This is a genomic window from Inquilinus sp. NPDC058860 (assembly GCF_042743185.1).
Classification (GTDB): Bacteria; Pseudomonadota; Alphaproteobacteria; order DSM-16000; family Inquilinaceae; genus Inquilinus.
The window spans coordinates 23,706-49,752 of record NZ_JBHYMS010000035.1 but is presented as its reverse complement, the minus strand read 5'-3'; the positions used below and the strand labels follow the sequence as shown (position 1 = coordinate 49,752).

24 protein-coding genes are annotated in these 26,047 nt (G+C 69.9%); 15 read left to right on the top strand and 9 right to left on the bottom strand.

Translation table 11 applies throughout. From position 1 onward, the window contains the following. The first annotated feature begins 15 nt into the window (after positions 1-15). Entirely contained in the window at positions 16-1,440 is a 1,425-nt protein-coding gene (locus tag ACFW16_RS22375; RefSeq protein ID WP_380309122.1) for a sigma-54-dependent transcriptional regulator, read from the top strand. Positions 1,441-1,525: 85 nt separating this feature from the next. On the opposite strand, the gene ACFW16_RS22370 is transcribed toward ACFW16_RS22375, so the two are convergent. The 3 genes from ACFW16_RS22370 to ACFW16_RS22360 form a co-directional block, all read right to left on the bottom strand. Then, positions 1,526-1,987 carry an ASCH domain-containing protein gene (locus ACFW16_RS22370; protein ID WP_380309120.1) on the bottom strand — a complete coding sequence of 154 codons (462 nt, stop codon included), beginning with the start codon at positions 1,985-1,987 and terminating at the stop codon, positions 1,526-1,528. Positions 1,988-2,026: 39 nt separating this feature from the next. Next, positions 2,027-3,238, bottom strand: coding sequence for an MFS transporter (locus tag ACFW16_RS22365; RefSeq protein ID WP_380309118.1), 1,212 nt, complete (start codon positions 3,236-3,238; stop codon positions 2,027-2,029). Positions 3,239-3,349: 111 nt separating this feature from the next. After that, positions 3,350-4,204 (bottom strand): helix-turn-helix domain-containing protein, encoded by an 855-nt coding sequence (locus tag ACFW16_RS22360; protein WP_380309114.1) that lies wholly within the window; start codon positions 4,202-4,204, stop codon positions 3,350-3,352. A gap of 138 nt (positions 4,205-4,342) precedes the next feature. Here ACFW16_RS22360 and ACFW16_RS22355 point away from each other — a divergent pair, with 138 nt between their 5' ends. Then, positions 4,343-5,254, top strand: a complete 912-nt coding sequence (locus tag ACFW16_RS22355) for a fatty acid desaturase (RefSeq protein WP_380309113.1) — start codon at positions 4,343-4,345, stop codon at positions 5,252-5,254. After that, the gene (locus ACFW16_RS22350; protein WP_380309111.1) at positions 5,251-6,087 is read left to right on the top strand and encodes a phosphate/phosphite/phosphonate ABC transporter substrate-binding protein; all 837 of its coding nucleotides are present in this window, start codon (positions 5,251-5,253) and stop codon (positions 6,085-6,087) included. Before ACFW16_RS22355 ends, ACFW16_RS22350 begins: the two co-directional genes overlap by 4 nt. On the opposite strand, the gene ACFW16_RS22345 is transcribed toward ACFW16_RS22350, so the two are convergent. Continuing rightward, the gene (locus tag ACFW16_RS22345) at positions 6,029-6,406 is read right to left on the bottom strand and encodes an Hpt domain-containing protein (protein ID WP_380309109.1); all 378 of its coding nucleotides are present in this window, start codon (positions 6,404-6,406) and stop codon (positions 6,029-6,031) included. The genes ACFW16_RS22350 and ACFW16_RS22345 overlap by 59 nt on opposite strands. 116 nt (positions 6,407-6,522) lie before the next feature. Here ACFW16_RS22345 and ACFW16_RS22340 point away from each other — a divergent pair, with 116 nt between their 5' ends. Continuing rightward, positions 6,523-7,095 carry a TetR/AcrR family transcriptional regulator gene (locus tag ACFW16_RS22340; protein WP_380309107.1) on the top strand — a complete coding sequence of 191 codons (573 nt, stop codon included), beginning with the start codon at positions 6,523-6,525 and terminating at the stop codon, positions 7,093-7,095. A gap of 84 nt (positions 7,096-7,179) precedes the next feature. Then, positions 7,180-8,277 carry an alkene reductase gene (locus ACFW16_RS22335; RefSeq protein WP_380309105.1) on the top strand — a complete coding sequence of 366 codons (1,098 nt, stop codon included), beginning with the start codon at positions 7,180-7,182 and terminating at the stop codon, positions 8,275-8,277. A 1-nt stretch (position 8,278) separates the two neighbouring features. Here the strand turns inward: ACFW16_RS22335 and ACFW16_RS22330 are convergent, their stop codons facing one another. Together ACFW16_RS22330 and ACFW16_RS22325 are read right to left on the bottom strand one after the other, a co-directional pair. Further along, positions 8,279-8,440 (bottom strand): hypothetical protein, encoded by a 162-nt coding sequence (locus tag ACFW16_RS22330; RefSeq protein ID WP_380309103.1) that lies wholly within the window; start codon positions 8,438-8,440, stop codon positions 8,279-8,281. A gap of 11 nt (positions 8,441-8,451) precedes the next feature. Further along, positions 8,452-10,260 carry an ABC transporter ATP-binding protein gene (locus tag ACFW16_RS22325; protein ID WP_380309101.1) on the bottom strand — a complete coding sequence of 603 codons (1,809 nt, stop codon included), beginning with the start codon at positions 10,258-10,260 and terminating at the stop codon, positions 8,452-8,454. A 140-nt stretch (positions 10,261-10,400) separates the two neighbouring features. On the opposite strand from ACFW16_RS22325, the gene ACFW16_RS22320 reads away from it, so the two are divergent. From ACFW16_RS22320 to ACFW16_RS22295, 6 genes are all read left to right on the top strand, one after another. Beyond that, entirely contained in the window at positions 10,401-12,128 is a 1,728-nt protein-coding gene (locus ACFW16_RS22320; RefSeq protein ID WP_380309099.1) for a long-chain fatty acid--CoA ligase, read from the top strand. Between the two features lie 88 nt (positions 12,129-12,216). After that, on the top strand, positions 12,217-12,642 hold the full coding sequence (locus tag ACFW16_RS22315) for a MerR family DNA-binding transcriptional regulator (protein ID WP_380309098.1): 426 nt from the start codon (positions 12,217-12,219) through the stop codon (positions 12,640-12,642). Between the two features lie 55 nt (positions 12,643-12,697). Then, positions 12,698-13,837, top strand: a complete 1,140-nt coding sequence (locus tag ACFW16_RS22310) for a thiolase family protein (protein WP_380309096.1) — start codon at positions 12,698-12,700, stop codon at positions 13,835-13,837. Positions 13,838-13,921: 84 nt separating this feature from the next. Continuing rightward, on the top strand, positions 13,922-16,252 hold the full coding sequence (locus ACFW16_RS22305) for a 3-hydroxyacyl-CoA dehydrogenase NAD-binding domain-containing protein (protein ID WP_380309094.1): 2,331 nt from the start codon (positions 13,922-13,924) through the stop codon (positions 16,250-16,252). A gap of 12 nt (positions 16,253-16,264) precedes the next feature. Next, positions 16,265-18,064 carry an acyl-CoA dehydrogenase C-terminal domain-containing protein gene (locus ACFW16_RS22300; RefSeq protein WP_380309092.1) on the top strand — a complete coding sequence of 600 codons (1,800 nt, stop codon included), beginning with the start codon at positions 16,265-16,267 and terminating at the stop codon, positions 18,062-18,064. Positions 18,065-18,086: 22 nt separating this feature from the next. Further along, the gene (locus tag ACFW16_RS22295; RefSeq protein ID WP_380309090.1) at positions 18,087-18,725 is read left to right on the top strand and encodes a thioesterase family protein; all 639 of its coding nucleotides are present in this window, start codon (positions 18,087-18,089) and stop codon (positions 18,723-18,725) included. On the opposite strand, the gene def is transcribed toward ACFW16_RS22295, so the two are convergent. Further along, a complete protein-coding gene (gene def, locus ACFW16_RS22290; RefSeq protein ID WP_380309088.1) occupies positions 18,631-19,146 on the bottom strand; it encodes a peptide deformylase in 516 nt (171 codons plus the stop codon). The genes ACFW16_RS22295 and def overlap by 95 nt on opposite strands. Before the next feature lie 117 nt (positions 19,147-19,263). Between def and ACFW16_RS22285 the strand changes: the two genes are divergently transcribed. The 4 genes from ACFW16_RS22285 (at position 19,264) to ACFW16_RS22270 (ending at position 23,051) form a co-directional block, all read left to right on the top strand. Beyond that, positions 19,264-19,890, top strand: coding sequence for a hypothetical protein (locus ACFW16_RS22285; RefSeq protein WP_380309086.1), 627 nt, complete (start codon positions 19,264-19,266; stop codon positions 19,888-19,890). Between the two features lie 21 nt (positions 19,891-19,911). After that, positions 19,912-21,069 (top strand): aminotransferase, encoded by a 1,158-nt coding sequence (locus tag ACFW16_RS22280; protein ID WP_380309084.1) that lies wholly within the window; start codon positions 19,912-19,914, stop codon positions 21,067-21,069. A 159-nt stretch (positions 21,070-21,228) separates the two neighbouring features. Beyond that, positions 21,229-21,912 carry a DUF1345 domain-containing protein gene (locus ACFW16_RS22275; protein WP_380309082.1) on the top strand — a complete coding sequence of 228 codons (684 nt, stop codon included), beginning with the start codon at positions 21,229-21,231 and terminating at the stop codon, positions 21,910-21,912. Between the two features lie 566 nt (positions 21,913-22,478). Next, a complete protein-coding gene (locus ACFW16_RS22270; protein ID WP_380309080.1) occupies positions 22,479-23,051 on the top strand; it encodes a DJ-1/PfpI family protein in 573 nt (190 codons plus the stop codon). Between the two features lie 75 nt (positions 23,052-23,126). On the opposite strand, the gene ACFW16_RS22265 is transcribed toward ACFW16_RS22270, so the two are convergent. Beyond that, positions 23,127-24,608, bottom strand: coding sequence for a calcium-binding protein (locus ACFW16_RS22265; RefSeq protein WP_380309078.1), 1,482 nt, complete (start codon positions 24,606-24,608; stop codon positions 23,127-23,129). 383 nt (positions 24,609-24,991) lie between these two features. Then, entirely contained in the window at positions 24,992-26,044 is a 1,053-nt protein-coding gene (locus ACFW16_RS22260) for an ABC transporter ATP-binding protein (RefSeq protein WP_380309076.1), read from the bottom strand. Positions 26,045-26,047 lie beyond the last annotated feature (3 nt).

The window sequence follows — 26,047 nt, the reverse complement described above, 5'->3', positions numbered from 1 at the left end:
GGCCACGATATCGCCATGGCTCCCCTCGCCGAAACGCCGATAGCCGATCCCGCGGCCGTGCTCCTGGTCGAGGACATGCCGGCGCTCGCCAGGCTCTACATCGAGACCCTGTCGAAGGCCGGCATCGCCGTCGATCATGCCGAGACCGGGGCCGATGCGCTCGCGGCGCTGGCGCAGGGGCGCTATGCGACCGTGCTGCTCGACCTCAACCTGCCGGACATGAACGGCATGGAGATCCTGCAGCACATCCGCGAGCAGCAGATCCCGGTCGCGGCGGTCGTGATCACCGCCCATGGCTCGGTCAACACCGCGGTCGAGGCGATGCGGCTCGGCGCCTTCGACTTCCTGGTCAAGCCCTTTCCCGGCGACCGGCTGACCGTGACCGTCCGCAACACGCTGGAGCGGATGCGGCTGCAGCGCGAGGTCGAGGCCTGGCGCGAGGATCTCGGCCGCGACCGCTACCACGGCTTCATCGGCCGGTCGCTGGCGATGCAGGCGGTGTACCGGATCATCGATTCGGCGGCGGCGTCGAAGGCCACCGTCTTCATCACCGGCGAGAGCGGCACCGGCAAGGAGCTGTGCGCCGAGGCGGTGCACCGCCGCAGCCCGCGGCGCGACGAGCCCTTCGTCGCGCTCAACTGCGGCGCGATCCCGCGCGACCTGATGGAATCGGAGATCTTCGGCCATGTGAAGGGCGCCTTCACCAGCGCCGTCGCCGACCGCGACGGCGCCGCCGTCCGCGCCCAAGGCGGCACGCTGTTCCTGGACGAGATCTGCGAGCTGCCGCCGGAGCTGCAGACCAAGCTGCTGCGCTTCCTGCAGACCGGGGTGGTGCTGCCGGTCGGCGGCAGCCGCGAGCGCAAGGTCGATCTGCGCATCGTCTGCGCCACCAACCGCGACCCGGCCGAGGAGGTGCGCCAGGGCCGGTTCCGCGAGGACCTGTACTACCGCCTGCTGGTGATCCCGATCAGCCTGCCGCCGCTGCGCGAGCGCGAGGACGACGTGCTTCTGATCGCCCGGCAGTTCCTGCACGACTACGCGGCGGAGGAGGGCAGGAGCTTCTCCGATTTCGACATCGAGGTGGCGGAGGACCTGCAGCGCTACGCTTGGCCGGGCAATGTCCGCCAGCTGCAGAACGTGATCCGCAACATCGTCGTGCTGCATGACGGGCCGCTGGTGACGCGGGCGATGCTGCCGCCTCCGGTCAGGACCCTGATCCCGGCGGCCCAGCCCGGCCGTCCGGCGGCCGGGCCGCCGCCTGGCGCTGCGAACGGCAAGGAGGCGCCGATCCGGCCGCTGTGGATGATCGAGAAGGAGGCGATCGAGGGCGCGATCGCGGCCTGCGACGGCCATGTGCCGCGCGCCGCGGCGCTGCTCGGGATCAGCGCCTCGACCATCTACCGCAAGCGGCTGAACTGGGAGGCCGAGGGGCGGGGGTGAGCCAGCTTCGTAGGTTGGATTCGCTCTTGCGAACCCAACACGGGCTCGGGTGGCGCGATGTTGGGTTCGCTACCGCGAGCCCAACCTACGTCGGCTCTGGATACACCAAGCGGAAGCGCTCGCAGAACACCGGCATGTCGAGCGCCGGCCGGCGGCCGATCTCGGCGCAGCGGCGGCCGAAATAGCTCCAATGCGCCTCGCGCCAGAAGGCCAGCGACCGGTCGTCTTCGCCCTCGTCATGGGCGAAGGCGGCGTCGACCTGGTCGAACGGCAGGATGCGGACTTCCACCGTCTGCAGCACGCAATGCGGCGTGCCGGCGAAATCGGTGATCAGGCTGTAGCCGCCCGGCTTCGGCGTGCCGGCCTCGTCGGCGCCCCAGACCAGCCCGGCGGTGGCGGTCTTGGTGCCGGCCAGCACCAGGTCCAGCAGCTCCCGCGCCAGTTCCTCGCTGTCGCCGAAATACCAGAGGTCGTAGCGCTCGGGCAGGCCGAGATCCGGCCGGTCGCGGCGGAGATCCCGCCACCAGGCCTCGGCGATGTCGGTCACGGCCGGCTCCTCCCATGCGGGCCGACCCCGGGCCGGCCGTCAGGCGCGGCGCGGCACCGGCCGGCGGCAGAACAGCTCGGTCGTATACAGCAGCAGCGCCACGGCGGGGAAGGCGAGGCCGACCCAGCTGACCAGAGACCAGCCGCCGGCGCTGAAGGTGCCGCTGGCGATGGCGGAGCCGACGGCGCCGCCGGCGAAGGCGCTGGCGACGTAGAGGCCGTTCATCCGGCCGCGCGCCTCCGGCGCCAGGGCGTAGATGGCGCGCTGGCCCAGCACCATGTTGGCCTGCACCCCGAAGTCGAGAAGGATGCCGGCGGCGGCCAGCAGCACCACCGACCCTGCGGCGCCGCCGGCCCAGGCCATGGCGAAGGCGGCGGCGACCGAGGCCAGGGCGCCGAAGGTGGCCGGCCGGGTCCAGCCGCGGTCGGCGATGCGCCCGGCCAGGGGCGCGGCCAGGGCGCCGGCGGCGCCGACCAGGGCGAAGACGGCGATGCCGGCCTGGCTGTAGCCGAAGCGCGGGCCGGCCAGCTCCAGCGGCACCGCGGTCCAGAACAGGCTGAAGCCGGCGAACAGCGCGGCCTGGTAGGCGGCGCGGCGCTGCAGGATCGGCGTGCGGCGGAACAGGGTGGCGAGCGAGCGCAGCACCTGGCCATAGCCGGGGCCCGGCGCCGGCCGGTACTGCGGCAGGCGCCAGCCCAGCACCGCCAGCAGGCCGGCCATCAGCAGGGTCGAGAGGAAGAAGATGGCGCGCCAGCCGAACAGCTCGGCCACCACGCTGGCGACGGGCCGGGCCAGCAGGATGCCCAGCAGCAGGCCGCTCATGATGTTGCCGACCACCCGGCCGCGGGTCGCGTCGGGCGCCATATGCGCCGCCATCGGGATCAGGATCTGCGCCGCGACCGAGCTCAGGCCGATCAGCAGCGCCGCGAACAGGAAGACGCCGGCGGTCGGCGCCAGGGCGGCGACCAGCAGCGCGACCACCGTGCCCGACAGCGTCAGCACGACGAGCCGCCGGTTCTCGACCATGTCGGCCAGCGGCACCAGCAGGATCAGCCCGACGCCGTAGCCGATCTGGGTCAGGGTGACGACCAGGCTGGCGGCCATGGTGCCGAGCCCGACCGAAGGCGCGATCAGCGCGATCAGCGGCTGGGCGTAGTACAGGTTGGCGACGATGGCGCCGCAGGCGACCGCCATCAGGAACATCATCGCCGGCGTGATCGCCGGGACGGCAGGATGCGCGCGCTCGCCCATGGCGACGCCTCTTCGGCAACGGGATCGGTCAGAGAAGGATCAAATATAGGCCGTCCCGTGTCGTTGCAGCGCACAAAAGTCCGGCATGGCAGCGTTGAGGGTTCGGCGCGGCTACCCCAGCCGCGCCCGCAGCCGGCGCAGCAGCTTGGGGACGTCGGGCGGCTGGACGATGGCGCCGCGGATCAGGCTGTCGAAATGCTCCGACAGGGCGCGGATGTGCTCGGTCGAGTTGAACAGGAAGTACATGCCGCCGAGATAGAGCACCGCCCGGAGCGGCCCGAACACCGTCACCGGCACGGAATAGTGCTGCCGTCCGTCGTAGAAGAACCAGCGGAAGGTCGGATACAGCTCCTCCACCAGCGCGATCATGTGGTCGAGCTGGCGGGCGCGGACCGCGGTGTCGAGGTCGTGCCAGATGCCCTCGCCGCGGGCGAAGCCCTCGATCGCCTGGATCGAGTTGCAGACCTCCATGTCGGTCTCCGGCCGGCGCTGATAGGCCAGGCGCGCGGCCGCGGTCTCGATCCGCTGCTCCGGCCCCGCCCCGGCGAAATGCTCCAGCTCGTGCCGGATCACGTCGCGGTTCTTGAGGATGTCGGGCAGGGTGGTCGGAACGTGGCGGATCTTGTAGCCGATCGCCTCGCGGTGCCAGGCGATCAGCCGCTCGTCGTCGGCCCATTGCGCGTCGCGCTCGATCGCCATCCGCTCCGGCAGGATGTCGGCGGAGAGGGGGCCGCGCTGGCTCAGCCCCAGGAGCCAGTCGATGCTGACCTGGCGCGAGGCCGCGATCGCCGCCAGGGTCTCGGCCCGCGGCAGCCGGTCGTTCGCCGGCGACAGGATCTGCGACAGGGTCGACCGGTCCATCCCGGCTGCCGCGGCGAAGGCGCTGCGGCTCTGGCCGGAGGCGGCGATGATCTCCTCCAGCCGGGCGCGGAAGGTCTCGATCATTTCGTGGCGGGACTGCGCCATTGCGGGGTTCCCAAAACAAATTGTGCGGTTTCGCAACAGTATGGATGATAGTACATCGATCGCGTTGTTTTGTGCGCATTATCGCATTGTCCGACATGACCATTTCGCGACAGCCTGGATCCGAAGGGGATCGGGTCGATGGCAGAGACGGTGAGACGAGCGAATTTCGAAGGGCCGACCTGGGCGGTGGCCGCCACGGTCTATGGCGGCTGGGCGGCGCTGCTGTGGTTCCACGCGATGCTGCCGGCGCCCCTCTTCATCGCCATCGGCGCGGTGCTGCTGGCCTGGCACGGATCGCTGCAGCACGAGACCATCCACGGCCACCCGACCCGGTCGCGCCGGATCAACACGGCGGTCGGCTGGCTGCCCCTGTCGCTGTGGCTGCCCTACGAGAGTTACCGCGACCTGCATCTGCACCATCATCGCGAGGCCCATCTGACCTCGCCGGTCGAGGATCCCGAGAGCTACTACGTCACCGACGACCATTGGTCGGCCCTCAGCCCGGCCGGGCGGGCGGTGCTGCGCTTCAACCGCACCTTGCTGGGCCGCTTCCTGATCGGCCCGGCCCTGGCCTGGTATGGGCTATGGGCTTCGGCCCTGCCGAAGCTGCGCCGCGATCGCAAGGCGCGCATCGTCTGGGTGGCGCATCTGGCCGGCGCCGCCGCCGTGCTGGCCGTGGTCTCGATCGGGTTCGGGGTCTCACCGATCCTCTATGTCGCCACCTGCTACGCCGGCACCGCGCTGTCGCTGCTGCGCTCCTTCGCCGAGCACCGCGCCGGGCCGGAAGGGCTGCGCACCGCCGTGGTGGCCTCCGGGCCGTTCTTCTCGCTCTTGTTCCTGAACAACAACCTGCATGTGGCGCATCACGCCCGCCCGGGCCTCGCCTGGTATCGGCTGCCGCGCTTCGCCGCCGCCAATGATTCCGCCGCCGTCGCCGCGCGCGGCGCCGGGCTCTATCGCGGCTATGGCGAGGTCGTGCGGCGCTTCCTGCTGCGCCCGGTCGACGAGCCGGTGCATCCCGATTTCGACACCGAACGGCGCGCCAAGTGACGGCCGCGGCTGCGGCCGTGCCCGGCACGGCCAGCCTCCCGATGTACGACCTGCCGGAGATCCGCTGGGCCACCGACGCGCTGTGGGCGGCGGTCGCCGCGCGCCTGTCGGCCGCGGGCGTCGCGGCGGCGCCGGTCCTGGCCCGCGACCCGGCACTGCACGAGTTGTGGACCGACCCGGCGCTGCTGCTCAGCCAGACCTGCGGCAACCCCTATGTCCGGCACTATCACGACCGGCTGCGGCTGGTGGCGACGCCCCGCTACGCCGCGCCGGGCTGCGACGGTCCGCGCTATCGCAGCCTGCTGGTCGTGCGCACGGACGCGCCGGGCGAGGATTTGGCGGATTTTCGCGGCGCCGTCTGCGCGGTCAACGAGTGGGGCAGCCTGTCCGGCTGGGTGGCCCTGGCCGCGGCGCTGCCGGAGCCGCGGTTCTTCCGCGCCGCGCTGGTCACCAGCGCCCATGCCGACAGCATGGCGGCGGTGGCGGCGGGGGAGGCGGACATCGCCGCGATCGACTGCGTCACCTACGCGCTGCTGCAGCGGCACCGCCCCGCCGCGACGGCCGGGCTGCGGGTGATCGGCCGGACCGCGCTCGCGCCGGGCCTGCCCTTCGTGACCCGTCGGGATACGGCGGACGCGACGGTGGAGGCACTGCGGTCGGCCCTGCGCGACGCCCTGGCCGATCCGGCGCTGGCCGAGGCCCGCGCGGCGCTGCTGATCGAGGGCATCGAGATCCTGGGCGAAGCCGATTACGACGCGATCCCGCCCCAGCCCGTTAGCACTCCTCCTGTCTCCGCTCCGTCTCGCCGCTCCGCCACAGCTCCAGCGCCCTGACGGTCTCGGCCACCCGGGCCCTGGCGACCTTGGCCAGCTCCTGGGGGCGGCCGGGCCGGTTGTCGCCTTTGTCGCCGAGCGATTCGGCGAGGTCGATCAGGGACCCGGCACCGCAGATCGCGGCGCAGGAGCGCAGGGCGTAGGCCTCCAGCGCCAAAGCCTCGCGGTCGCCGGCGCCGGCCGCGGCCGTGATCGCGTCGGCGCGTTCGCGCAGTTCCTCGAGCAGGTCGTCGACCATCGCCCGGCGGGCGGCGTCGTCGAACCCGGACAGGTTGCGCTCCAGCGCCGCCGGGTCGAACAGGTATCGCGGACCGCTCATCCGTGCCTCCACCGCCCCTCTCTCATATCGCTTCGCACGACCCCGAGTTCCAGGCGAGGGTGCGAAGCGACGCGGCGGCGACTTGCATTCCGGAACGGGGGGTCCATATTTCAGCCATGGTTTCCCAACCCGGCCGTCCCCGCGAATTCGACAAGGACACCGCGCTCGACGCGGCGATGGCGCTGTTCTGGCGCCAGGGTTACGAGGCGACGTCGCTGGATGACCTGACGCGGGCGATGGATCTCAGCCGCAGCAGCTTCTACGGCTGCTTCGGCTCCAAGCGCGATACCCTGGTGGCGGCGATCCGGCGCTATGGCGACCAGCGCTTCGCCGCGCTGGAGAAGCGGGTCGCGGCGGAGCCGGATCCCGGCCGTGCGCTGCGGCTCGCGATCGAGGCGATCGCCAATGCCGGCGGCACCCGCGACGGCTGCTTCCTGATCAATTGCACGGTCGAGCTGGCGCCGCATGACCTTGAGGTCGAGACGCTGGGCCGCCGCCATCTGGAGCGGCTGGAGGCGTTGCTGGCCGGGCTGCTGGCCCGGCGCTCCGGCACCGATGCGGCGAAGGAGGCGGCAAGGGCGCGCAGCCTGCTGGCCATCGCGGTCGGCGCCTCGGTGATGCACAAGGCGGGCACCGCGCCCGCCGCGATCGACGACCTCCTGTCCGCCGCCGAGCCGCTGATGCGGTGAGGTCGGCGACAATCCCGTCCCTGTGTTTTTCGGCTCAATTTTGGACCGATCGGTCCTGAATCGAGCATCCAACCGGAGAGAATGATGACTGTCCCGAAGCTGTTCACGCCGACCCGGATCGGCGACCTGGAGCTGCCGAACCGGATCGTGATGGCGCCGCTGACGCGCAACCGGGCGCGGCCCGACGGCGACGTGCCGCATGCGCTGAACGCCGAATACTATGCCCAGCGCGCCACGGCCGGCCTGCTGATCTCCGAAGGCACGCAGATCTCGCCGGAGGGCAAGGGCTATGCCTGGACCCCGGGCATCCACAGCCCGGAGCAGGTGGCCGGCTGGCGGCTGGTGACCGATGCCGTGCACAAGGCCGGCGTGCGGATCGCGGCGCAGCTCTGGCATGTCGGCCGGATCTCGCACGCCGTGCTGCAGCCGGGCGGCGCGGCGCCGGTCGGGCCGTCCGCGATCACGGCCGATACCCGGGTCTATGACGGCGAGGGCTTCGTCCCGGCCTCGGCGCCGCGAGCGCTGGAGACGGATGAGCTGCCGCGCATCGTCCGCGACTACGCCCGGGCGGCGCGCAATGCCAGGGAAGCCGGCTTCGACGCGGTCGAGATCCACGCCGCCAACGGCTACCTGCTGCACCAGTTCCTGGCCGACGGCACCAACAAGCGGACCGACGCCTATGGCGGCCCGGCCGCCAACCGGGCCCGGCTGCTGCTGCAGGTGGCGGAGGCGGTGGCCGATGTCTGGACGCCCGGCCGGGTCGGCGTGCGGCTGTCGCCCTTCTCCCATTTCGGCGACATCGCCGACCGCGACCCGATGGCGACCTTCGGCCACGCCATCGAGGGGCTGAGCGGGCTCGGCCTCGGTTTCCTGCACCTTGTCGAGGGCCAGACCGGCGGTACCCGCGACCTGCCGCCCGGCGCCGACATCCAGGCCCTGCGCCGGCTGTTCCGCGGCAGCTATATCGCCAACAACGGCTACGACCGCGGCCTGGCGATCGACGCGGTGGAAAGCGGCCGCGCCGACCTCATCGCCTTCGGCAAGCCGTTCATCGCCAATCCGGACCTGGTCGAGCGGCTGCGCCGCGACGCGCCGCTGAACACGCCGGACCAGGCGACCTTCTACGGCGGCGACGCCCGCGGCTATACCGACTATCCGACGCTCGCGAAGGCCGCGGCTTGACCTAACCCGCCTTCGGCGCCGTCATCGCGGCGGCGTCGCGGGCGGTGTCGACGCCCAGCGTGAAGCCGGCATAGAAGCCGATGCCGAGGCCGAAGATCAGCGCCCAGACGGCAAACCACCGCATTCCGCGCAGCCGCTGCCGCAGCGCTTCGGCCTCGTCCATCCTCTTCCCCCTCAGATCGGCTCGGCCGCCATCGCGGCCGGCTCCTCGTCATCGGCGGTCTGCATCGCCCACAGGCGGGCGTACAGGCCGCCGCCGGCGATCAGCTCCGCATGGCTGCCGACCTCGGCCACGCGGCCATGGTCCAGCACATAGATCAGGTCGGCGTTGCGCACGGTCGACAGGCGGTGCGCGATCATCAGCGTGGTGCGGCCGGCCATCAGCTGGGTCAGCGCCGCCTGCACCTGCCGCTCGCTTTCGGTGTCCAGGGCCGAGGTCGCCTCGTCCAGCAGCAGGATCGGCGCGTTCTTCAGCATGGCGCGGGCGATCGACAGGCGCTGGCGCTGCCCGCCCGACAGCTTCACCCCCTGCTCCCCGACCATGGTGTCGTAGCCCTTGGGCAGGCGCTGGATGAACTCGTGCGCCGCCGCCGCCCTGGCCGCGGCCTCCACCTCCTCCTGCGTCGCCGAGGGGCGGGAATAGGCGATGTTGGCGCGGACGGTGTCGTCGAACAGGGTCACTTCCTGGCTGACCAGCGCCATGTGGTCGCGCAGCGAATGCAGGGTCAGGCCGCGGACGTCGTGTCCGTCGATCGCGACCGTGCCCTGGGTGGCGTCGTAGAAGCGCGGGATCAGGTTCAGGATGGTCGATTTGCCGGCGCCGGACGGCCCGACCAGCGCCGCCGTCTTGCCGGCCGGCACCTCGATCGTGACGCCGCGCAGCGCCGGGATCTTCGGGCTGTAGGCGAAATGCACGTCGGCCAGGGTGATGCGGCCCTGGCACTGCGTCAGCGCCATGGCGTCCGCGGCGTCCCGGATCGCCGGCACCGCGTCGATCGTCTCGAACACCCGCTCGGCCGCGGCGAAGCCGGAGGACAGGGTGTTGTGCAGGTTGGCCAGCCGCTTCAGCGGCTCGTACACCATCAGGAGCGCGGCGATGAAGGCGAAGAAGGAGCCGGTGGTGCGCGAGCCCGAGATGACCTCGTTGCCGCCGTAGAGGATGACGATGACGATCGCCACGCCCGACAGGATCTCGAGGATCGGGTTGGTGGCCGAGCTGATCCGCATCGACTTCTGCCGCAGCCGCGACACCTCGTAGATGATCTTGGCGGCGCGGCCGGTCTCGCGCTCCTCGGCGTTGTAGGCCTTGACGTGGCGGATGCCCTGGAAGACCTGGCCGAGATGGTTGTTCAGCGAGCCGTACTGGGTGAAGGTCTTGCCGGTGATCTTGCGGATGCGCTTGCCGATCTGCAGCACCGGGATCACGGTCAGCGGGAAGATCACGAAGGTCACCGCCGCCAGCTCGACATCGGTGTAGAACATCACCCCGATCAGCGCGACCAGCGACAGCAGGTCGCGGCCGATGCCGGTGATGCCGGTCGCCACCGCGCCGTACATCGACTGCACGTCGTTGGTGAAGTGGCTGACCATCCGGCCCGAGGTGGTCTCGTGGAATGTGGCCAGGTCGGCCCGCACCCGGTTGCGGAACATCCGCACCTGCAGTTCGGCGATGATCAGCCGGCCGACATTGTTCAGGATCACGCCCTGGAAGTAGCCGGCGACGCCCTTGACCACGAAGATCACCATCACCGCGGTGGCCAGCGGCCACAAGAGGGCGGCGTCCCTGTCCGTGAAGATGCCGTCGATCACCGGCTTCATCACATAGGCCGAGGCGGCGGTGGAGGCCGCGGTCAGCGCCATGCAGAACAGCGCCAGCACCACCTTCGGCCAATGCGGCCGGATGTAGTTGCGCAGCAGCCGCTGGCTGATCTCGCGGTCGCTCAGCCGCCGCGGCTGCGGCTTCTTGTCCTTGTGCTTGGCCAAGGTTTTCCGGATCCAGTATCGGGCGCGCTGTTTAAACCACGGCCCCGGCTCCGCTTCAACCTTGCGGCCGGTTCCGCTGATCGGCACCATCATGCGATAAGGCCGCGCTGTGGCCCGAGAAAGACCTTGGGGAGACCGATATGACGGAGGCGTTTGCCTCGGAACGCCCGAATGCCTGGGCCAAGCTGTACCCGCCCAAGATCGACTGGAGCCGGCCGATCGAGCCGCGGCCGCTCTACGCCATCCTCGACGATGCCGTGGCGCGGTTCGCCGACCGCCCCTGCGCCACCTTCATGGACAAGACCCTCAGCTACGGCCAGATCGGCGACCTGGTCGCCCGCGCCGCCAAGGGGTTCCAGGCGGCCGGGATCGGCAAGGGCAGCCGGGTCGGCCTGTTCCTGCCGAACTGTCCCTATTACGTGATCTGCTACTTCGCGCTGCTGAAATGCGGCGCGGTGGTGGTCAACTTCAACCCGCTCTATGCCGAGCGCGAGCTGATCACCAAGATCGACGACAGCGGCACCGAGCTGATGGTGACGCTGGACCTGGCGCAGCTGCACGGCAAGCTGCTGCCGCTCCTCGGCCGCACCGCGCTGAAGCGGATCCTGGTCTGCCCGATGGCGGGCGTGCTGCCCTTCCCGAAGAACCTGCTGTTCCCGATCGTCAAGCGGCGGGAAGTGGCCAGGGTGCCGAAGGACGAGCGGCACCTGCGCTGGGCCGATCTGGTGCGCAACGACGGGCGCTTCGCCCCGGTGCCGATCGCGCCGGAGGAGGACCTTGCGGTGCTGCAATACACCGGCGGCACCACCGGCACGCCCAAGGGGGCGATGCTGACCCATGCCAATCTCTACGCCAACGCGGTGCAGGCCGGCTGCTGGTTCGAGGGCATGGTGCCGGGCCAGGACCGGATGCTGGCGGTGCTGCCCTTCTTCCACGTCTTCGCCATGACCGTGGCGATGAACCTGGCGATCTGGGCGGGGGCGGAGATCATCATGCTGCCGCGTTTCGAGCTCGAGACCGTCATGAAGACGATCCACGACAGGAAGCCGACGCTGTTCCCGGCGGTGCCGACCATCTACACCGCGATCGCCAACTTCCCCGAGCGGGCGAAATACGACCTGTCCTCGCTGAAGCGCTGCATCTCGGGCGGGGCGCCGCTGCCGGTCGAGGTCAAGCACGCCTTCGAGGCGGCGACCGGCTGCAAGCTGGTCGAGGGCTACGGCCTGTCGGAGGCCTCGCCGATCGCCACCTGCAACCCGCTGTTCGGCGTCAACAAGACCGGCTCGATCGGCATCCCGCTGCCGCAGACGATCGTCGAGATCGTGTCGCTGGAGGACCGCACCACGGTGGTGCCGGCCGGCGAGCGCGGCGAGGTCTGCATCCGCGGTCCCCAGGTGATGAAGGGTTACTGGAACCGGCCGGAGGACACGGCGGAGGTGCTGCGCGACGGCCGCCTGCACACCGGCGACGTCGGCACCATGGACGAGGACGGCTATACCTTCATCGTCGACCGGATCAAGGACATGATCCTGTGCTCCGGCTTCAACGTCTATCCGCGCAATGTCGAGGAGGCGATCTACCTCCACCCCGCGGTCGAGGAATGCATCGTCGCCGGCCTGCCGGATCCCTATCGCGGCCAGACGGTGAAGGCCTATATCAAGCTGCGCGCCGGGCAGAGCCTGACGGCCGACGGCCTGGTCGAGTTCCTGAAGGACAAGCTGTCGCCGATCGAGATGCCGAAGCTGGTCGAGTTCCGCGACGCGCCGCTGCCGAAGACGCTGATCGGCAAGCTGTCGCGCAAGGCGGTGCTGGAGGAGGAGGCGGCGAAGGCGGCGGCCGCGCCGCAGGAGGTCCGCACCGGCACCTGACCCGCTTCCGATTGACCCGGACCCCCGACCGCGGTACTTTACGTTTACGTAAACGGCATGCAGCAACGCGGTCGGAGGCTCGGGCGCCATGGAGGCGGATACCAGGGAGAAGACGGAGGTCGAGCAGCGCAGCTATTCGATCGGCGATCTCGCCGCGGCGTTCGACATCACCCCGCGCAGTATCCGGTTCTATGAGGACGAGGGCCTGCTGTCGCCCGAACGGGCCGGGCTGACCCGGATCTACAGCCATCGCGACCGGGCCCGGCTGGCCCTGATCTGCCGCGGCAAGCGGCTCGGCTTCTCCCTGGCCGAGATCAAGGAGTTCCTCGACCTCTACGACCGCGAGCACGGCCAGGTCGAGCAGATGTCCTATTTCCTCGGCCGCGCCCGGTCCCGGCGTGCCGCCCTCGAGACCCAGCTGGTCGACGTGCAGCAGACCATCGAGGACCTGAAAGGCATCGAGGACGAGATCACCACCTTCCTGAAGCGGGAAGGCGCGCTGCCGGAAGGCTGAGCCGCCACCCAATCCGCGGGCGCGGCCCGCGACAAGAAACTCTGAGGAGCCTGACATGGACAAGAGCGTCGTCATCGCCGGGTTCAAGCGGTCGCCGCATCACTTCGCCAACAAGGGCGACCTGCGCCGGGTGCGGCCCGACGACCTGGTCGCCGAAGTGATCAAGGCGCTGGTGGCCGAGACCAAGGTCGACCCCGAGGCGATCGAGGACCTGATCCTCGGCTGCGCCTTCCCGGAGGGCGAGCAGGGCTTCAACATGGCCCGCATGGTCGTGTTCCTGGCCGGGCTGCCGCAGTCGGTCGGCGGCGTCACCGTCAACCGCTACTGCGGCTCGTCGATGCAGGCGATCCACCAGGCGGCCGGCGCGATCCAGCTGGGCGCGGGCGAGGCCTTCCTCTGCGCCGGGGTCGAGAGCATGACCCGGGTGCCGATGATGGGCTTCAACCCGGCACCGAACCCCAAGCTCGCGGCCGAGATGCCGCAGGCCTATTTCAACATGGGCGTGACCGCCGAGAACCTGGCGGTGAAGTACCAGATCACCCGCGAGAGCCAGCAGGACTTCGCCGTCCGCTCGCAGCAGCGGGCGGCCAAGGCCTGGGCCGAGAACCGCTTCGCCGCCGAGATCGTGCCGATCGCCACGAAGGACGGCACGGTCGAGCGCGACGGCACCATCCGCCCCGACACCAGCCAGGAAGGCCTGTCCGGGCTGAAGCCGGCCTTCGACCAGAACGGCACGGTGACCGCCGGTACCTCCAGCCCGCTGACCGACGGTGCCTCGGCGACGCTGGTGACCAGCGAGGCCTTCGCCAAGGCCGCCGGGTTGCCGATCCTGGCCCGGATCAGGTCGATCGCGGTGTCGGGCTGCGCGCCGGAGATCATGGGCATCGGCCCGGTCGGCGCCAGCCGCAAGGCGCTGCAGCGCGCCGGGCTGTCGCTCCAGGACATCGACGTGGTCGAGCTGAACGAGGCCTTCGCCGCCCAGGCGCTGGCGGTCGGCCGCGACCTCGAGCTGGACTGGGACAAGACCAACATCGACGGCGGCGCCATCGCGCTCGGCCACCCGCTCGGCGCCTCGGGCGCCCGGATCACCGGCAAGGCCGCGTCGATCCTGAAGCGGGAGGGCAAGGCGCTGGCCCTCGCCACCATGTGCATCGGCGGCGGCCAGGGCATCGCCACGGTGCTCGAGGCCGCCTGATCCAACCCAACCCGACACGACGTCAGCGCCGCCCCTCATCCGCAGCCGGGTGAGGGGCAGGCCGCGACCTCAGGGAGCTGAACCATGGACATCAAGCAAGTCGCGGTGATCGGCGCCGGCGTGATGGGCAGCGGCATCGCCGCTCACTTCGCCAATGCCGGCGTGCCGGTGCTGCTGCTCGACATCGTGCCCAAGGATGCGACGAACCGGAACGCCGTCGCCGAGGGCGCGCTGGCGCGCATGGCCAAGGCCGATCCGGCGCCCTTCATGTCGAAGGCGGCGGCGAAGCTGGTCACCCCCGGCAACACCGAGGACGACCTGGACAAGCTGGCCGGCTGCGACTGGATCGTCGAGGCGGTGCTGGAAGACCCCAAGGTCAAGCAGGACCTCTACGCCCGGATCGAGCGGGTGATGAAGCCGGGGGCGGCGGTCTCCTCCAACACCTCGACCATCCCGCTGGCGATCCTGACCGAGGGCCGGTCGGAGGCGTTCCGGCGCGGCTTCCTGATCACCCATTTCTTCAACCCGCCGCGCTACATGCGCCTCTTGGAGCTGGTGACGGGGCCGGAGACCGATCCGGCGCTGGTCGCCAGCATCCGCGGCTTCGCCGACCTCCGTCTCGGCAAGGGCGTGGTCGACTGCAAGGACACGCCCGGCTTCATCGCCAACCGGATCGGCACCTACTGGATCCAGGCGGCGGTCAACGGCGCCTTCGACCTCGGCCTGACGGTGGAGGAGGCGGATGCGGTGGTCGGGCGGCCGATGGGCGTGCCGAAGACCGGCGTGTTCGGGCTGATCGACCTGGTCGGGCTCGACCTGATGCCGCACATCGCCAAGAGCCTGCTGGCGACGTTGCCGAAGGACGACCCGTATCGCGAGATCTACCGGGTCGAGCCGGCGATCGAGAAGCTGATCGCCGAGGGCTACACCGGCCGCAAGGGCAAGGGCGGCTTCTATCGTCTTGCCAAGGCCGCCGACGGCAGCCGGGTGAAGGAGAGCATCGACCTCCGGACCGGTGCCTGGGCGAAGTCGGACAAGCCGAAGCTCGACAGCGTGGAGGCGGCACGCCAGGGCGGGCTGAAGGCGCTGGTCGCCTTCGACGACAAGACCGGCCAATACGCCGCCCAGGTGCTGGGCCGGACCCTGTCCTACGCCGCCGGGCTGGTGCCGCAGATCGCCGACACGGTGGTCGCGGTCGATGAGGCCATGCGCCTCGGCTACAACTGGAGCTTCGGCCCGTTCGAGCTGATCGACCAGGTCGGCGCCGACTGGCTGATCGGCTGGCTGGAAGGCCAGGGCAGGCCGGTGCCGGCGCTGCTGAAGTCAGCACGGGGCCGCAGCTTCTACCGGGTCCAGGACGGCAGGCTGCAATACCTGACCACCGGCGGCGACTATGCCGAGGTGAAGCGGCCGGACGGCGTGCTGCTGCTGGCCGACATCAAGCGCACCGCCAAGCCGCTCGCCAGGAACGGGTCGGCGGCGCTGTGGGACATCGGCGACGGCGTCACCTGCTTCGAGTTCACCTCGAAGATGAACAGCCTCGACGACCAGACCATGGCGCTGCTGGCCGAGGCGATCCGCATCACCGCGTCGAAATACAAGGCGATGGTGATCTACAACGAGGGCGCCAACTTCTCGGTCGGCGCCAATCTCGGCCTCGCCCTGTTCGGCATCAACATCGCCCTGTGGCCGCAGATCGAGGCGCTGGTGAAGGGCGGGCAGGATGCCTACAAGGCGCTGAAATTCGCGCCGTTCCCGACCGTGGCCGCGCCCTCCGGCATGGCGCTCGGCGGCGGCTGCGAGATCCTGCTGCATTCGAGCGCGATCCAGGGCCATGCCGAGACCTATTGCGGCCTGGTCGAGGTCGGCGTCGGCCTGATCCCCGGCTGGGGCGGCTGCAAGGAGATGCTGCTGCGCGCCTATGGCCAGGCCCGGCGTCCCGGCGGGCCGATGCCGCCGATCGGGCAGGTGTTCGAGACCATCGGCACCGCCAGGGTGGCGAAATCCGCCTTCGAGGCCAAGGAACTGCTGTATTTCCGTCCGGCCGACGGCATCACCATGAACCGCGACCGGCTGCTGGCCGACGCCAAGGCGCGCGCCCTGGCGCTGGCCGAGGGCTACCAGCCGCCGAAGCCGGCCGAGGAGATCCGGCTGCCGGGCCCGACCGCGCGGACCGCGCTGGCCCTGGCGGTCGCCGACTTGGCCCGCAGCGGCAAGGCGACGCCGCACGACATCGTGGTCTCGGACAAGCTGGCGACGGTGCTGTCCGGCGGCGACACCGACATCACCGAGACGCTGACCGAGGACGATGTGCTGGCGCTGGAACGCGAGGCGTTCACCGAGCTGGTCCGCGCCCCCGCCTCCATCGCCCGGGTCGAGCACATGCTGGCCACCGGCAAGCCGCTGCGGAACTGAGAGGATCTGACGATGCCCAGCTACAAGGTCCCGCTCGACGACATCCGCTTCGTGCTGCACGAGCTCTTGGATGCCGGCCGGCTCGCCGAGCTGTCAGGTTACGAGGAGGCGACGCCCGACACCGTCGACGCGATCCTGGAGGAGGCGGCGCGCCTGGCCGAGAACGAGCTGGCGCCGCTGAACCAGCCCGGCGACGAGGAGGGCTGCCGCTTCGAGAACGGCGTGGTCTATACGCCGAAGGGCTTCAGGCAGGCTTACCGCACCTTCGCCGAGGGCGGCTGGACCGGCCTGTCCGCCGACCCCGCCTTCGGCGGCCAGGGCATGCCCAAGGCGGTGAACGTCGTGATCGAGGAGGTGCTGTCCTCCGCCAACATGTCCTTCGGCATGTATCCCGGCCTGTCGCAGGGCGCCTACAACGCGCTCGAGGTCTATGGCGACGACCGGCAGAAGGCGACCTACCTGCCGAAGCTGACGGACGGCAGCTGGTCCGGCACCATGTGCCTGACCGAGCCGCATTGCGGCACCGATCTCGGCCTGATCCGCACCAAGGCCGAACCGGCGGCCGACGGCGCCTGGAGCATCACCGGCACCAAGATCTTCATCTCGGCCGGCGAGCACGACCTGACCGAGAACATCGTCCACCTGGTGCTGGCCCGCCTGCCCGACGCCCCGCCGGGCATCAAGGGTATCAGCCTGTTCGTGGTGCCGAAGTTCCTGCCGAAGGAGGAGGGCGGGGCGGTCGTCGCCGGCCCCCGCAACGGCATCGCCTGCGGCTCGATCGAGCACAAGATGGGCATCAAGGCCTCGTCCACCTGCGTGATGAATCTCGACGGTGCCATCGGCTGGCTGGTCGGCGAGAAGCACAAGGGCATGCGGGCGATGTTCGTGATGATGAACACCGCCCGGCTCGGCGTCGCGATGCAGGGGCTCGGCATCGCCGAGGTCGCCTACCAGAACGCCGTGGCCTACGCCAAGGACCGGGTGCAGGGCCGCTCCCTCGCCGGCCCGAAGGCGCCGGACCAGCCGGCGGACCCGATCATCGTCCACCCCGACGTGCGCAAGAACCTGCTGACCGGCAAGGCCTTCGCCGAGGGCGCGCGGGCGCTGGGCTACCTGGTCGGCATCAACATCGACCTCTACACCAAGCACCCCGACCCGGCCGTCCGGCAGAACGCCAACGACTTCGTCTCGCTGATGACGCCGATCCTGAAGGCCTATTTCACCGATATGGGGCTGGAGGTCGCGGTCCGGTCGCAGCAGGTGCTGGGCGGCCACGGCTACATCCGCGAATGGGGGATGGAGCAGTTCGTGCGCGACGCCCGCATCGCCCAGATCTACGAGGGCGCCAACGGCATCCAGGCGCTGGACCTGGTCGGCCGCAAGATGCCGCAGGACATGGGCCGTCTGCTGCGCAGCTTCTTCCACCCGGTCGACGCCTTCATCCGCGAGGCGGCGGAGGACGAGGCGATGCTGGAGTTCGTCGGCCCGCTGGCCAAGGCCTTCGGCAAGCTGCAGCAGGCCACCGCCTGGATCGCGCAGAAGGGGCTGAAGGACCCGGAGGAAGCGGGCGCCGCCTCGTCCGACTACCTCAAGCTGTTCGCCCTGGTGGCGCTGGGCTGGATGTGGGCGCGGATGGCGAAGGTCGCCCTGCAGCGCGCGCCGGAGGCCGGCGACCGCGCCGGCTTCTACGACGCCAAGCTGAAGACGGCGCGCTTCTTCATCCAGCGCATGCTGCCGGAGACCGGCTCGCTGTTCATCCAGATCATGGCCGGCAAGGCGCCGCTGATGGCGCTGGAGGCCGAGGCGTTCTGACGGGAGGGGGCGGCCGCCGCCGATGAACCTCTATCTCCGCCTCATCCGTGTCGTGGTCGCGGCGCTGCTCGGGTGCCGGCTGACCCTGTTCGGCGACAGCGTGGTGCGGTTCCGGGTCTGGCCGAACGACCTCGATTTCAACCTGCACATGAACAACGGCCGGTACCTGACGGTGATGGATCTCGGCCGCACCGACCTGATGCTGCGGGCCGGGCTGGCCGGGCTGCTGTGGCGCCGGCGCTGGGCGCCGGTGCTGGGCGGGGCGACCATCCGCTATCGCCGCTCGCTCGCCGCCTTCGCCGGCTACCGGCTGCGCAGCCGGCTGCTCGGCTGGGACGAGAAGTGGCTGTATCTCGAGCAAAGCTTCGAGGATGCCGGCGGTGCCGTCGCCGCCCATGCCGTGGTCAGGGCCGTGTTCCGCCGCCGCGGCGGCACGGTGCCGACGGCGGAGATCGCCGCCGCCCTCGGCTGGCAGGGGCCTTCGCCCGAGCTGCCGGCCTATGTCCAGGCGCTGCGCGACGGCGAGGACGCGATGCGCGAGGGGTTGCGGGACAGGCCCCGCGCCGCTACGACGCGTGGTCCTTCTTCCACTTCTGGACCTTGCGCAGGATCATGTTCCGGCGCAGCGCCGAGATGTGGTCGACGAACAGCACGCCGTTGAGATGGTCGATCTCGTGCTGCACGCAGGTGGCCAGAAGGCCGGTCGCGTGCGTCTCCTGCTGAGCACCGGTCTCGTCCAGATAGCGGATCTTCACCTCGGCAGGGCGCACCACCTCGGCCCATTGCTCGGGCAGCGACAGGCAGCCTTCCTCCGCGGTCTGCAGCTCCTCCGACGCCCAGGTGATCTCCGGATTGATCAGGCGCATCGGCGCCGGCGGCTCGTCCTTGCCGGCCACGTCGATGACGATGACCCGCTCCAGCACGCCGATCTGCGGCGCGGCGAGACCGATGCCCGGCGCGGCGTACATCGTCTCCAGCATGTCGTCGGTCAGCTGGCGGACGCGGTCGTCCACCGCGGCGACCGGCTTCGCCTTGGTCTTGAGACGGGAATCGGGGGCGATCAGGATCGGGAGCTTGGCCATGGCGCGATCCAGATAGGCATGCGGCGAACAGGGGTCAAGCTTCGCCATCCGCGGGCCTGCTGTGTTAGGGTGCGCCCCGCGCCGCCGGGGCGCAGGACGACAGACAGGACGAGAGCCGTGACTGCGATAGCCAAGCCCGAAACATCGCTGCTCGCCGACATGGCGCCGGAGGAGCAGGAGCGGCTGCGGTCGATCGCCGAGGACGTCCGCAGCGGTGCCAATTGGGTGGTGCGCAAGCGCAAGCTGCTCGACACGCTGCTGGCGATCGAGGCGGCGATCGGCGGCACGCCGAACGAGGCGCTGATCGGCGACGACAGCGACTTCGCCGCGCTGCGCGACGAGATCCGCAAGATGGAGGAGGCGGCCCAGGCCGCCGCGGCCGCCGCCGGCGAGGCGCCGGACGAGCCGCTGGACGAGGAGGAACTGGCCGCCGCGGCCAACGAGATCGCCTTCCTCACCGGCCTGCCGACCTATGTCGGCGCGGTGCTGGAGATGCTGGACGAGCGCGAGGTCACGACGGTCGAGCAGGCCGCCTTCTACCACCTCTCCGCCCATCCGGAGCACCAGCGCGCCGCCGACGCCTGGTTCGACGCCGACATCCGCAACGACAAGGCGTTCCGCAAGTTCCTGCGGGCCAACCGCGACTATTCCGACCTGCTCGACCGGTTCGAGGAGATGCTGGACGTGGTCGAGGAAGGGCCGGAGGACGACGAGTTCGACGACTCCCCGGCCACCCGGCACTGACGCGACCTGAACAACCATAAGATGAAGCCCGGAAACGCCGTCTTCTCCGGCCTCGGCACCACCGTGTTCGAGGTCATGTCCCGGCTGGCGCGGCAGCACGGCGCGGTCAATCTCGGCCAGGGCTTCCCGGACGGGAAGGGGCCGGAGGACGTGCTGCGGGTCGCCGCCACCGCCGTGACCGACGGCTGGAACCAGTACCCGCCGATGCTGGGCCTGCCGGAGCTGCGCCAGGCCGTGGCGGCGCATGACAAGCGCTTCTACGGGCTCGAGGTCGATCCCGACACCGAGGTCGTGGTCACCTCCGGCGCCACCGAGGCGCTGGCGGCGGCGCTGTTCGCGCTGATCGAGCCGGGCGACGAGGTGGTGCTGTTCGAGCCGCTCTACGACGCCTATCTGCCGCTGGTCCGCCGCGCCGGCGGCGTGCCGAAATTCGTGCATCTGACGCCGCCCGACTGGTCGTTCGACCGGGCGGCCCTGGCCCGCGCCTTCTCGCCCAGGACCAAGGCGGTGCTGTTCAACAACCCGCTGAACCCGGCGGCCAAGGTGTTCGGCGCGGCCGAGCTGGACCTCCTCGCCGAGTTCGTCGAGGGCTCCGACGCCACCGTCATCTGCGACGAGGTCTACGAGCACCTGGTGTTCGACGGCCGGCGGCACCAGCCGCTGATCGCCCGGCCGGGCATGCGCGAGCGCTGCCTGAAGATCGGCTCGGCCGGCAAGACCTTCTCGCTGACCGGCTGGAAGGTCGGCTACGTCACCGCGGCGCCGGCGCTGGCGACGCTCTTGGGCAAGGCGCACCAGTTCCTGACCTTCACCACCCCGCCGAACCTGCAGACCGCCGTGGCCTACGGCCTGGCCAAGGGCGACGACTATTATGACGGCTTCGTCGCCGAGCTGCAGGGCAAGCGCGACCGCTTCGCCGCCGGTCTCGCGCGGCTGGGGCTGGCGGCGCTGCCCTGCGACGGCACCTATTTCGTCAATCTCGACATCGGCTCGACCGGCTTCGACGGCGACGACCAGGCCTTCTGCCGGCACCTGATCGAGGAGGTCGGCGTCGCCGCCATCCCGGTCTCGGCCTTCTATGCCGAGTCCCCGCTGTCGACCGTCGCCCGCTTCTGCTTCGCCAAGCAGGATGCGGTGCTGGACGAAGCGCTGGCGCGGCTGGCGAAGCGGTTCGGCTGAACGTCGTAGGTTGGGTTCGCGGAGCGAACCCAACACGGCCAGGAGCGCTCGTCCAATGTTGGGTTCGCTGTCGCGAACCCAACCTACGCGGGCTTGGGGCGGAGCGGCCCGAGTCGCCTCTGGACAGCCGGGCAGGGGAATGCGTTCCTCGCGGAAGCGATGCTGCGAAGGGAGGCCGCCCTGTTCGGTTCGATCCGCAACCATCTGCGGCACCACACCCGCTTCTATGCCGGCGTGCTGCTGGGCGTGGCGCTGTGGTTCGCCCTGGGCGGCAGCGCCCGCGGGCCGATCGCCGTGGTCGTCGCCGGCGACGCCTTCTTCGGCCTGTATCTCGCATGGACCGCGGTCATGGCCGCCCGGGCGACGCCCGACACCATCCGGCGCCGGGCCGACATCGACGACGAGGGCCTGCCGCTGATCGTGCTGATCACGCTGATCGCGGCCGGCCTCGGCGTGGCCTCGATCTTCAGCCTGCTGAACCAGGCGGAGGCGCCGGCGGCGCCGCATCTGGTCCTGGCGATCGCCGGCGTGGCGCTGGGCTGGGCCACACTGCACACCGTCTTCGCCTTCCGCTATGCCCATCTCTACTACGGCAAGGCGGGCGTCGAACGCGGCAGGCGCCAAGATGCGCGCGGGCTGGAGTTCCCGGGCGACGGGGAACCCGGGGTCTGGGACTTCCTCTACTACGCCTTCGTCGTCGGCATGACGGCCCAGGTCTCGGACGTGCAGGTGACGGATTCCTACATGCGCCGGCTGACCCTCGGCCACGGCGTGCTGTCCTTCGTCTTCAACACCGTGATCCTGGCGCTGGCGGTCAATATCGCGGCCGGCCTTGCCCATTGACGACCCGCCTTGACAGAGCAGCCCATTCGCCCGACCTTTGTCGCAGGTGCAACAAATGAAAGGAGGTGATCCGATGTCTAGCGCTCCGGTGACCATGATCTCCGCGGCGGCCCTGATGGGACGTGCGTCGGATCGGGCGATGTCGGCAACCTCCGGTCTGCCGGCCTGACACCGACCATTTCGTCGCGGTGATCCGCGAGCGCCGGCACTCAAGACCGGCGCCTCACCGAACGTTGAACTCCGAACCGCCGCCCTCCGGGGCGGCGGTTTTGCGTCGACCTTCCGCCGCCGACAGGGCGGCTGTTCCGTGTCGGACGGCGGTTCCGGAAGCGGGGCGAGCCCCAGCATTGTGCAATGCACCCATGCGATGGGTCTCCGGCATTGACTTTCGACGCCCCCACCGCCACTTCTACGGTCGAATTCAATCACCATCCCGGCATGGTTTCGCCGCTGCCCCGCGATACGCGATCTGCAGCGCAGGACGACGCCTTGCGCGCGTCCCGATGGCCGCCATGTGGGTCCGGAGGGGATCCGCCGGGACCGGCTTCAGCAAGGGAGAATAATACATGCAGAACGACAAGCCTCTCGCCGGCAAGACGATCGCCATCCTCGTGTCGAACGGGTTCGAGGAAGTCCAGATGACCGAGCCGCAGCGGGCCCTGCTCGCCGCCGGCGCCACCCTGAAGATCGTCTCGACCGAGCAGGGGCTGGTCAATGGCTGGCACGAGAAGGCGTGGGGTCACTACTTCGCCGTCGACGTGCCGCTGTCGAACGCGCTGGCCGCGGATTTCGACGCCGTCCTGATCCCGGGCGGCGAGCGCGGCGTGGCCAAGCTGGCCGCCAACCCGCACACCAAGCGCATCCTCCGCGGCTTCGCCGATGCCGGCAAGCCGATCGCCGCCCTCGGCGGCGCGCCGCAGCTGCTGGCGCTGTCCGAGCGGATCCAGGGCCGCACCGTGGTCGCCAGCGACGCCGTCCGCGAGACGCTCGAGGCCGCCGGCGCCAAGCTGGTCGACGACACCGTGGTGGTCGACGGCAACCTGATCACCGCCCGCGACGACCTCGACATGGCCGCGTTCAAGGCCTCGATCGTCGAGCATTTCACGACCGTCGCCGCGTCGGTGGCCGCGGCCGCCTGATCCTCCGGGACCAGGATCGGATTCGAAGGGCGCCGGTTTCCGGCGCCCTTTTTCGATCTCCTTTCCAGGCTGGATTCAGAGCACGAAGTCGGTGGCATTCAGCGTCGCCACGGACACGCTGATCTCGAAATCGGCATGGCCGTCCCCATTGACGTCGCCGCTGACGATCCCGCCCGCGAAGCGCAGCTCGCCGGCATGGCCGCTGAAACTGGCGCCGCCGATGAAGCCGAAGCTCTGGTCGCCCGATACGCCCGCGACCGCGTCGATGTAGGAGAGGCTGATCTTGTCCTCCCCGGCGGTGAAGTCGGTGATCACGTCGCGATCGGCACCGACGGCGGACTGCGCCGGCCTCATGAAGCGGAACGTGTCCGTTCCCCCGCCGCCGGCGAGGGTGTCCTTGCCGGCCCCGCCGTCCAGCAGATCCGCCCCCAAGCCGCCACTGAGGATGTCGTTGCCGTCCAGCCCGGCGAGTGTGTTGTTGCCGTCGTTGCCCACCAGCCGGTTGGCTCCGGCGTTGCCGATGGCGGTCAGGCCCCACAGCCCGTAGAACTGGATATTCTCTATATTCTGGACCGCGCTGTCCAAGGTGGTCGAGTAGCAGGTCACGACCCAGTCGCTGCCTTCACCGGGCTGTTCGTTCACCACGTCGCAGCGGTTGTCGATGTAGTAGACGTCGTCGCCCAGGCCGCCCGTCGCGATGTCGGCGCCGCTGTTCCCGACGAGGGTGTCGTTCCCGTCGCCGCCGGTCAGGATGTCGCTTCCGGTGCCGCCGCGCAGGAGGTCGTTGCCCGTGCCGCCGTCGATCCGGTCGTTGCCGGCCCCGGCTTCGATGGTGTCGTTGTCGGCGCCGCCGTCGGCCGTGTCGGCGCCGTCGCCGCCCAGGATGATGTCCTTGCCGACGTCGCCGAACAGCCGATCGTCGCCGAGGCTGCCGGAAATCGCGTCGTCGCCGGCATCGCCATGGGCCTCGTCGTTGCCCTCCCCGCCGTCGATCGAGTCCTTGCCGTCGCCGCCATGGAGGGCGTCCTGGTCAAGGCCACCGGCGAGCACGTCGTCACCGGCGCCGCCCAGGATCAGATCGTCGCCTTCATAGCCGCCCAGTAGATCGGTGCCGGCGCCGCCGTCCAGCGTGTCGCCGCCGGCGTTCCCCACCAGGATGTCCAGCCCGTCGCCGCCGTAGATCTGGTCGGAGCCCAGGCCGCCATAGACGATGTCGTCGCCGGTGCTTCCATCCAGGTAGTCGCCGCCGTCGCCGCCATCGATGAGATCGTTGCCCTCCGCACCGATCAGGGTATCGGCTTCGCCATCGCCGGACAAACGGTCGTCGCCGCTGCCGCCGTGCAGATAATCGGTACCGCTGCCGCCTTTCACGGTGTCGTTGCCGCCGCCGCCCAGCATGAAATCGTTGCCGTCGTTTCCGGCCAAGACGTCATTGCCGTCGAGCCCTTCGATGTGATCGTCCCCGGCCAGGGCGTCGATCGCATCCGGGCCCGCGGTGCCGTAGATCACATCGTCATCGAGTGTCGGAATAACTGCCATCATGTCCTCGCCGAACAAATTGCGCTCTCTGCCGGGCCGCCGCGTCCAAGGGCTTCGGTGGTGCGGGTGGAGCAAAGACTTTGATGTCACGGGCGAGGGATAGATCCCTACATACCATTCCGTGTGAGCGGGCTCACTCAAAGCCCTGATCGGGCGGCATCCGATGGATCGAAAGTCTATAAAATATAATATATGTCCCGGTGAATCGTCCGCTCGCTACGCCGGACGGCCGATGGCGATGCCGAACGATGATCGGCCAGGCGGCTCGGCATCCCGTTTGGCGGACGGGCATCGGTGGTATCGAGGCGCCGCGCCCGGCACCGGCGGAGATCGGGCCGGCCGGTGCCGGAACGTCCGACCGCGGCGGAAGCCGCGCCGGTCGCGTAAGCGCCTGCGGTGCGCTACGCCGCCTCGTCGCGCCGGGCCGGGGTCGGGGTGTCCCAGAAGTGGCAGGCGGCCTGGTGGCCGGGGCCGCCGACCTCGGTCAGCTGCGGCGCCACCTGGGCGCACAGGTCCTGCGCCTTCGGGCAGCGGGTGCGGAAATAGCAGCCGGAGGGCGGGTTCAGCGGGCTCGGCAGGTCGCCGGTCAGCACGATCCGCTTCTTGCTGCGCTCCGCATCCGGGTCGGGCAGCGGCACCGCCGAGATCAGCGCCTGGGTGTAGGGGTGGCGCGGATTGTCGTAGATGTCGTCGCGGTCGGCGATCTCGGCCAGCTTGCCGAGATACAGCACCATGATCCGGTGGCTGATGTGGCGCACCACCGACAGGTCGTGGCTGATGAAGATCAGCGACAGGCCGAACTGGCGCTGCAGCCGCATCAAGAGGTTGACGATCTGGCTCTGGATCGAGACGTCGAGGGCCGAGACCGGCTCGTCGCACACGATCAGCTTCGGGTTCAGGATCATCGCCCGGGCGATGCCGATGCGCTGTGCCTGGCCGCCGGAGAACTCGTGCGGATAGCGGTTGATCATCTCCGGCCGCAGCCCGACCAGGCCCATGATCTCCTCGACCTTGGCCCGGCGCTCCTTCTTGCTCAGCTTGCCCTCGAACACGTCGAGCGGCTCGCCGATGATCTCGCCCACCGTCATGCGCGGGTTCAGCGAGGCCAGCGGGTCCTGGAAGATGATCTGCAGGTCCTGCCGCTTCTCGCGCATCGCGTGGCTGTCGAGATTGGCGATGTTCTCGCCCATCCACACCACCTGGCCCGCGGTCGGCGGAATCAGCTGCAGCACGGCGCGGCCGAGGGTCGACTTGCCGCAGCCGGATTCGCCGACGATGCCGAGCGTCTCGCCGGCCTTGAGGTCGAAGCTGATGCCGTCGACCGCCTTCAGGCTGTCGCGGTGGCTGGACCACATGTGCCGCTTCGGCATCGAGAAATGCACGCGCAGATCGCGCACCGACAGGATCGTCTTGCCGTCGGACGAAGGATTGGCCGGCTGATGGATGTCGGTCATGGC

Excerpts from the sequence above, each read along its gene's own strand:
- ACFW16_RS22305 (WP_380309094.1), top strand. The coding sequence starts at position 13,922 with ATGGACATCAAGCAAGTCGCGGTGATCGGCGCCGGCGTGATGGGCAGC.
- ACFW16_RS22365 (WP_380309118.1), bottom strand. The coding sequence starts at position 3,238 with ATGGGCGAGCGCGCGCATCCTGCCGTCCCGGCGATCACGCCGGCGATG.
- ACFW16_RS22320 (WP_380309099.1), top strand. The coding sequence starts at position 10,401 with ATGACGGAGGCGTTTGCCTCGGAACGCCCGAATGCCTGGGCCAAGCTG.
- def (WP_380309088.1), bottom strand. The coding sequence starts at position 19,146 with ATGGCCAAGCTCCCGATCCTGATCGCCCCCGATTCCCGTCTCAAGACC.
- ACFW16_RS22345 (WP_380309109.1), bottom strand. The coding sequence starts at position 6,406 with ATGAGCGGTCCGCGATACCTGTTCGACCCGGCGGCGCTGGAGCGCAAC.
- ACFW16_RS22330 (WP_380309103.1), bottom strand. The coding sequence starts at position 8,440 with ATGGACGAGGCCGAAGCGCTGCGGCAGCGGCTGCGCGGAATGCGGTGG.
- ACFW16_RS22275 (WP_380309082.1), top strand. The coding sequence starts at position 21,229 with ATGCTGCGAAGGGAGGCCGCCCTGTTCGGTTCGATCCGCAACCATCTG.
- ACFW16_RS22260 (WP_380309076.1), bottom strand. The coding sequence starts at position 26,044 with ATGACCGACATCCATCAGCCGGCCAATCCTTCGTCCGACGGCAAGACG.
- ACFW16_RS22355 (WP_380309113.1), top strand. The coding sequence starts at position 4,343 with ATGGCAGAGACGGTGAGACGAGCGAATTTCGAAGGGCCGACCTGGGCG.
- ACFW16_RS22310 (WP_380309096.1), top strand. The coding sequence starts at position 12,698 with ATGGACAAGAGCGTCGTCATCGCCGGGTTCAAGCGGTCGCCGCATCAC.
- ACFW16_RS22295 (WP_380309090.1), top strand. The coding sequence starts at position 18,087 with ATGAACCTCTATCTCCGCCTCATCCGTGTCGTGGTCGCGGCGCTGCTC.
- ACFW16_RS22315 (WP_380309098.1), top strand. The coding sequence starts at position 12,217 with ATGGAGGCGGATACCAGGGAGAAGACGGAGGTCGAGCAGCGCAGCTAT.
- ACFW16_RS22270 (WP_380309080.1), top strand. The coding sequence starts at position 22,479 with ATGCAGAACGACAAGCCTCTCGCCGGCAAGACGATCGCCATCCTCGTG.
- ACFW16_RS22300 (WP_380309092.1), top strand. The coding sequence starts at position 16,265 with ATGCCCAGCTACAAGGTCCCGCTCGACGACATCCGCTTCGTGCTGCAC.
- ACFW16_RS22335 (WP_380309105.1), top strand. The coding sequence starts at position 7,180 with ATGACTGTCCCGAAGCTGTTCACGCCGACCCGGATCGGCGACCTGGAG.
- ACFW16_RS22360 (WP_380309114.1), bottom strand. The coding sequence starts at position 4,204 with ATGGCGCAGTCCCGCCACGAAATGATCGAGACCTTCCGCGCCCGGCTG.
- ACFW16_RS22340 (WP_380309107.1), top strand. The coding sequence starts at position 6,523 with ATGGTTTCCCAACCCGGCCGTCCCCGCGAATTCGACAAGGACACCGCG.
- ACFW16_RS22375 (WP_380309122.1), top strand. The coding sequence starts at position 16 with ATGGCTCCCCTCGCCGAAACGCCGATAGCCGATCCCGCGGCCGTGCTC.
- ACFW16_RS22280 (WP_380309084.1), top strand. The coding sequence starts at position 19,912 with ATGAAGCCCGGAAACGCCGTCTTCTCCGGCCTCGGCACCACCGTGTTC.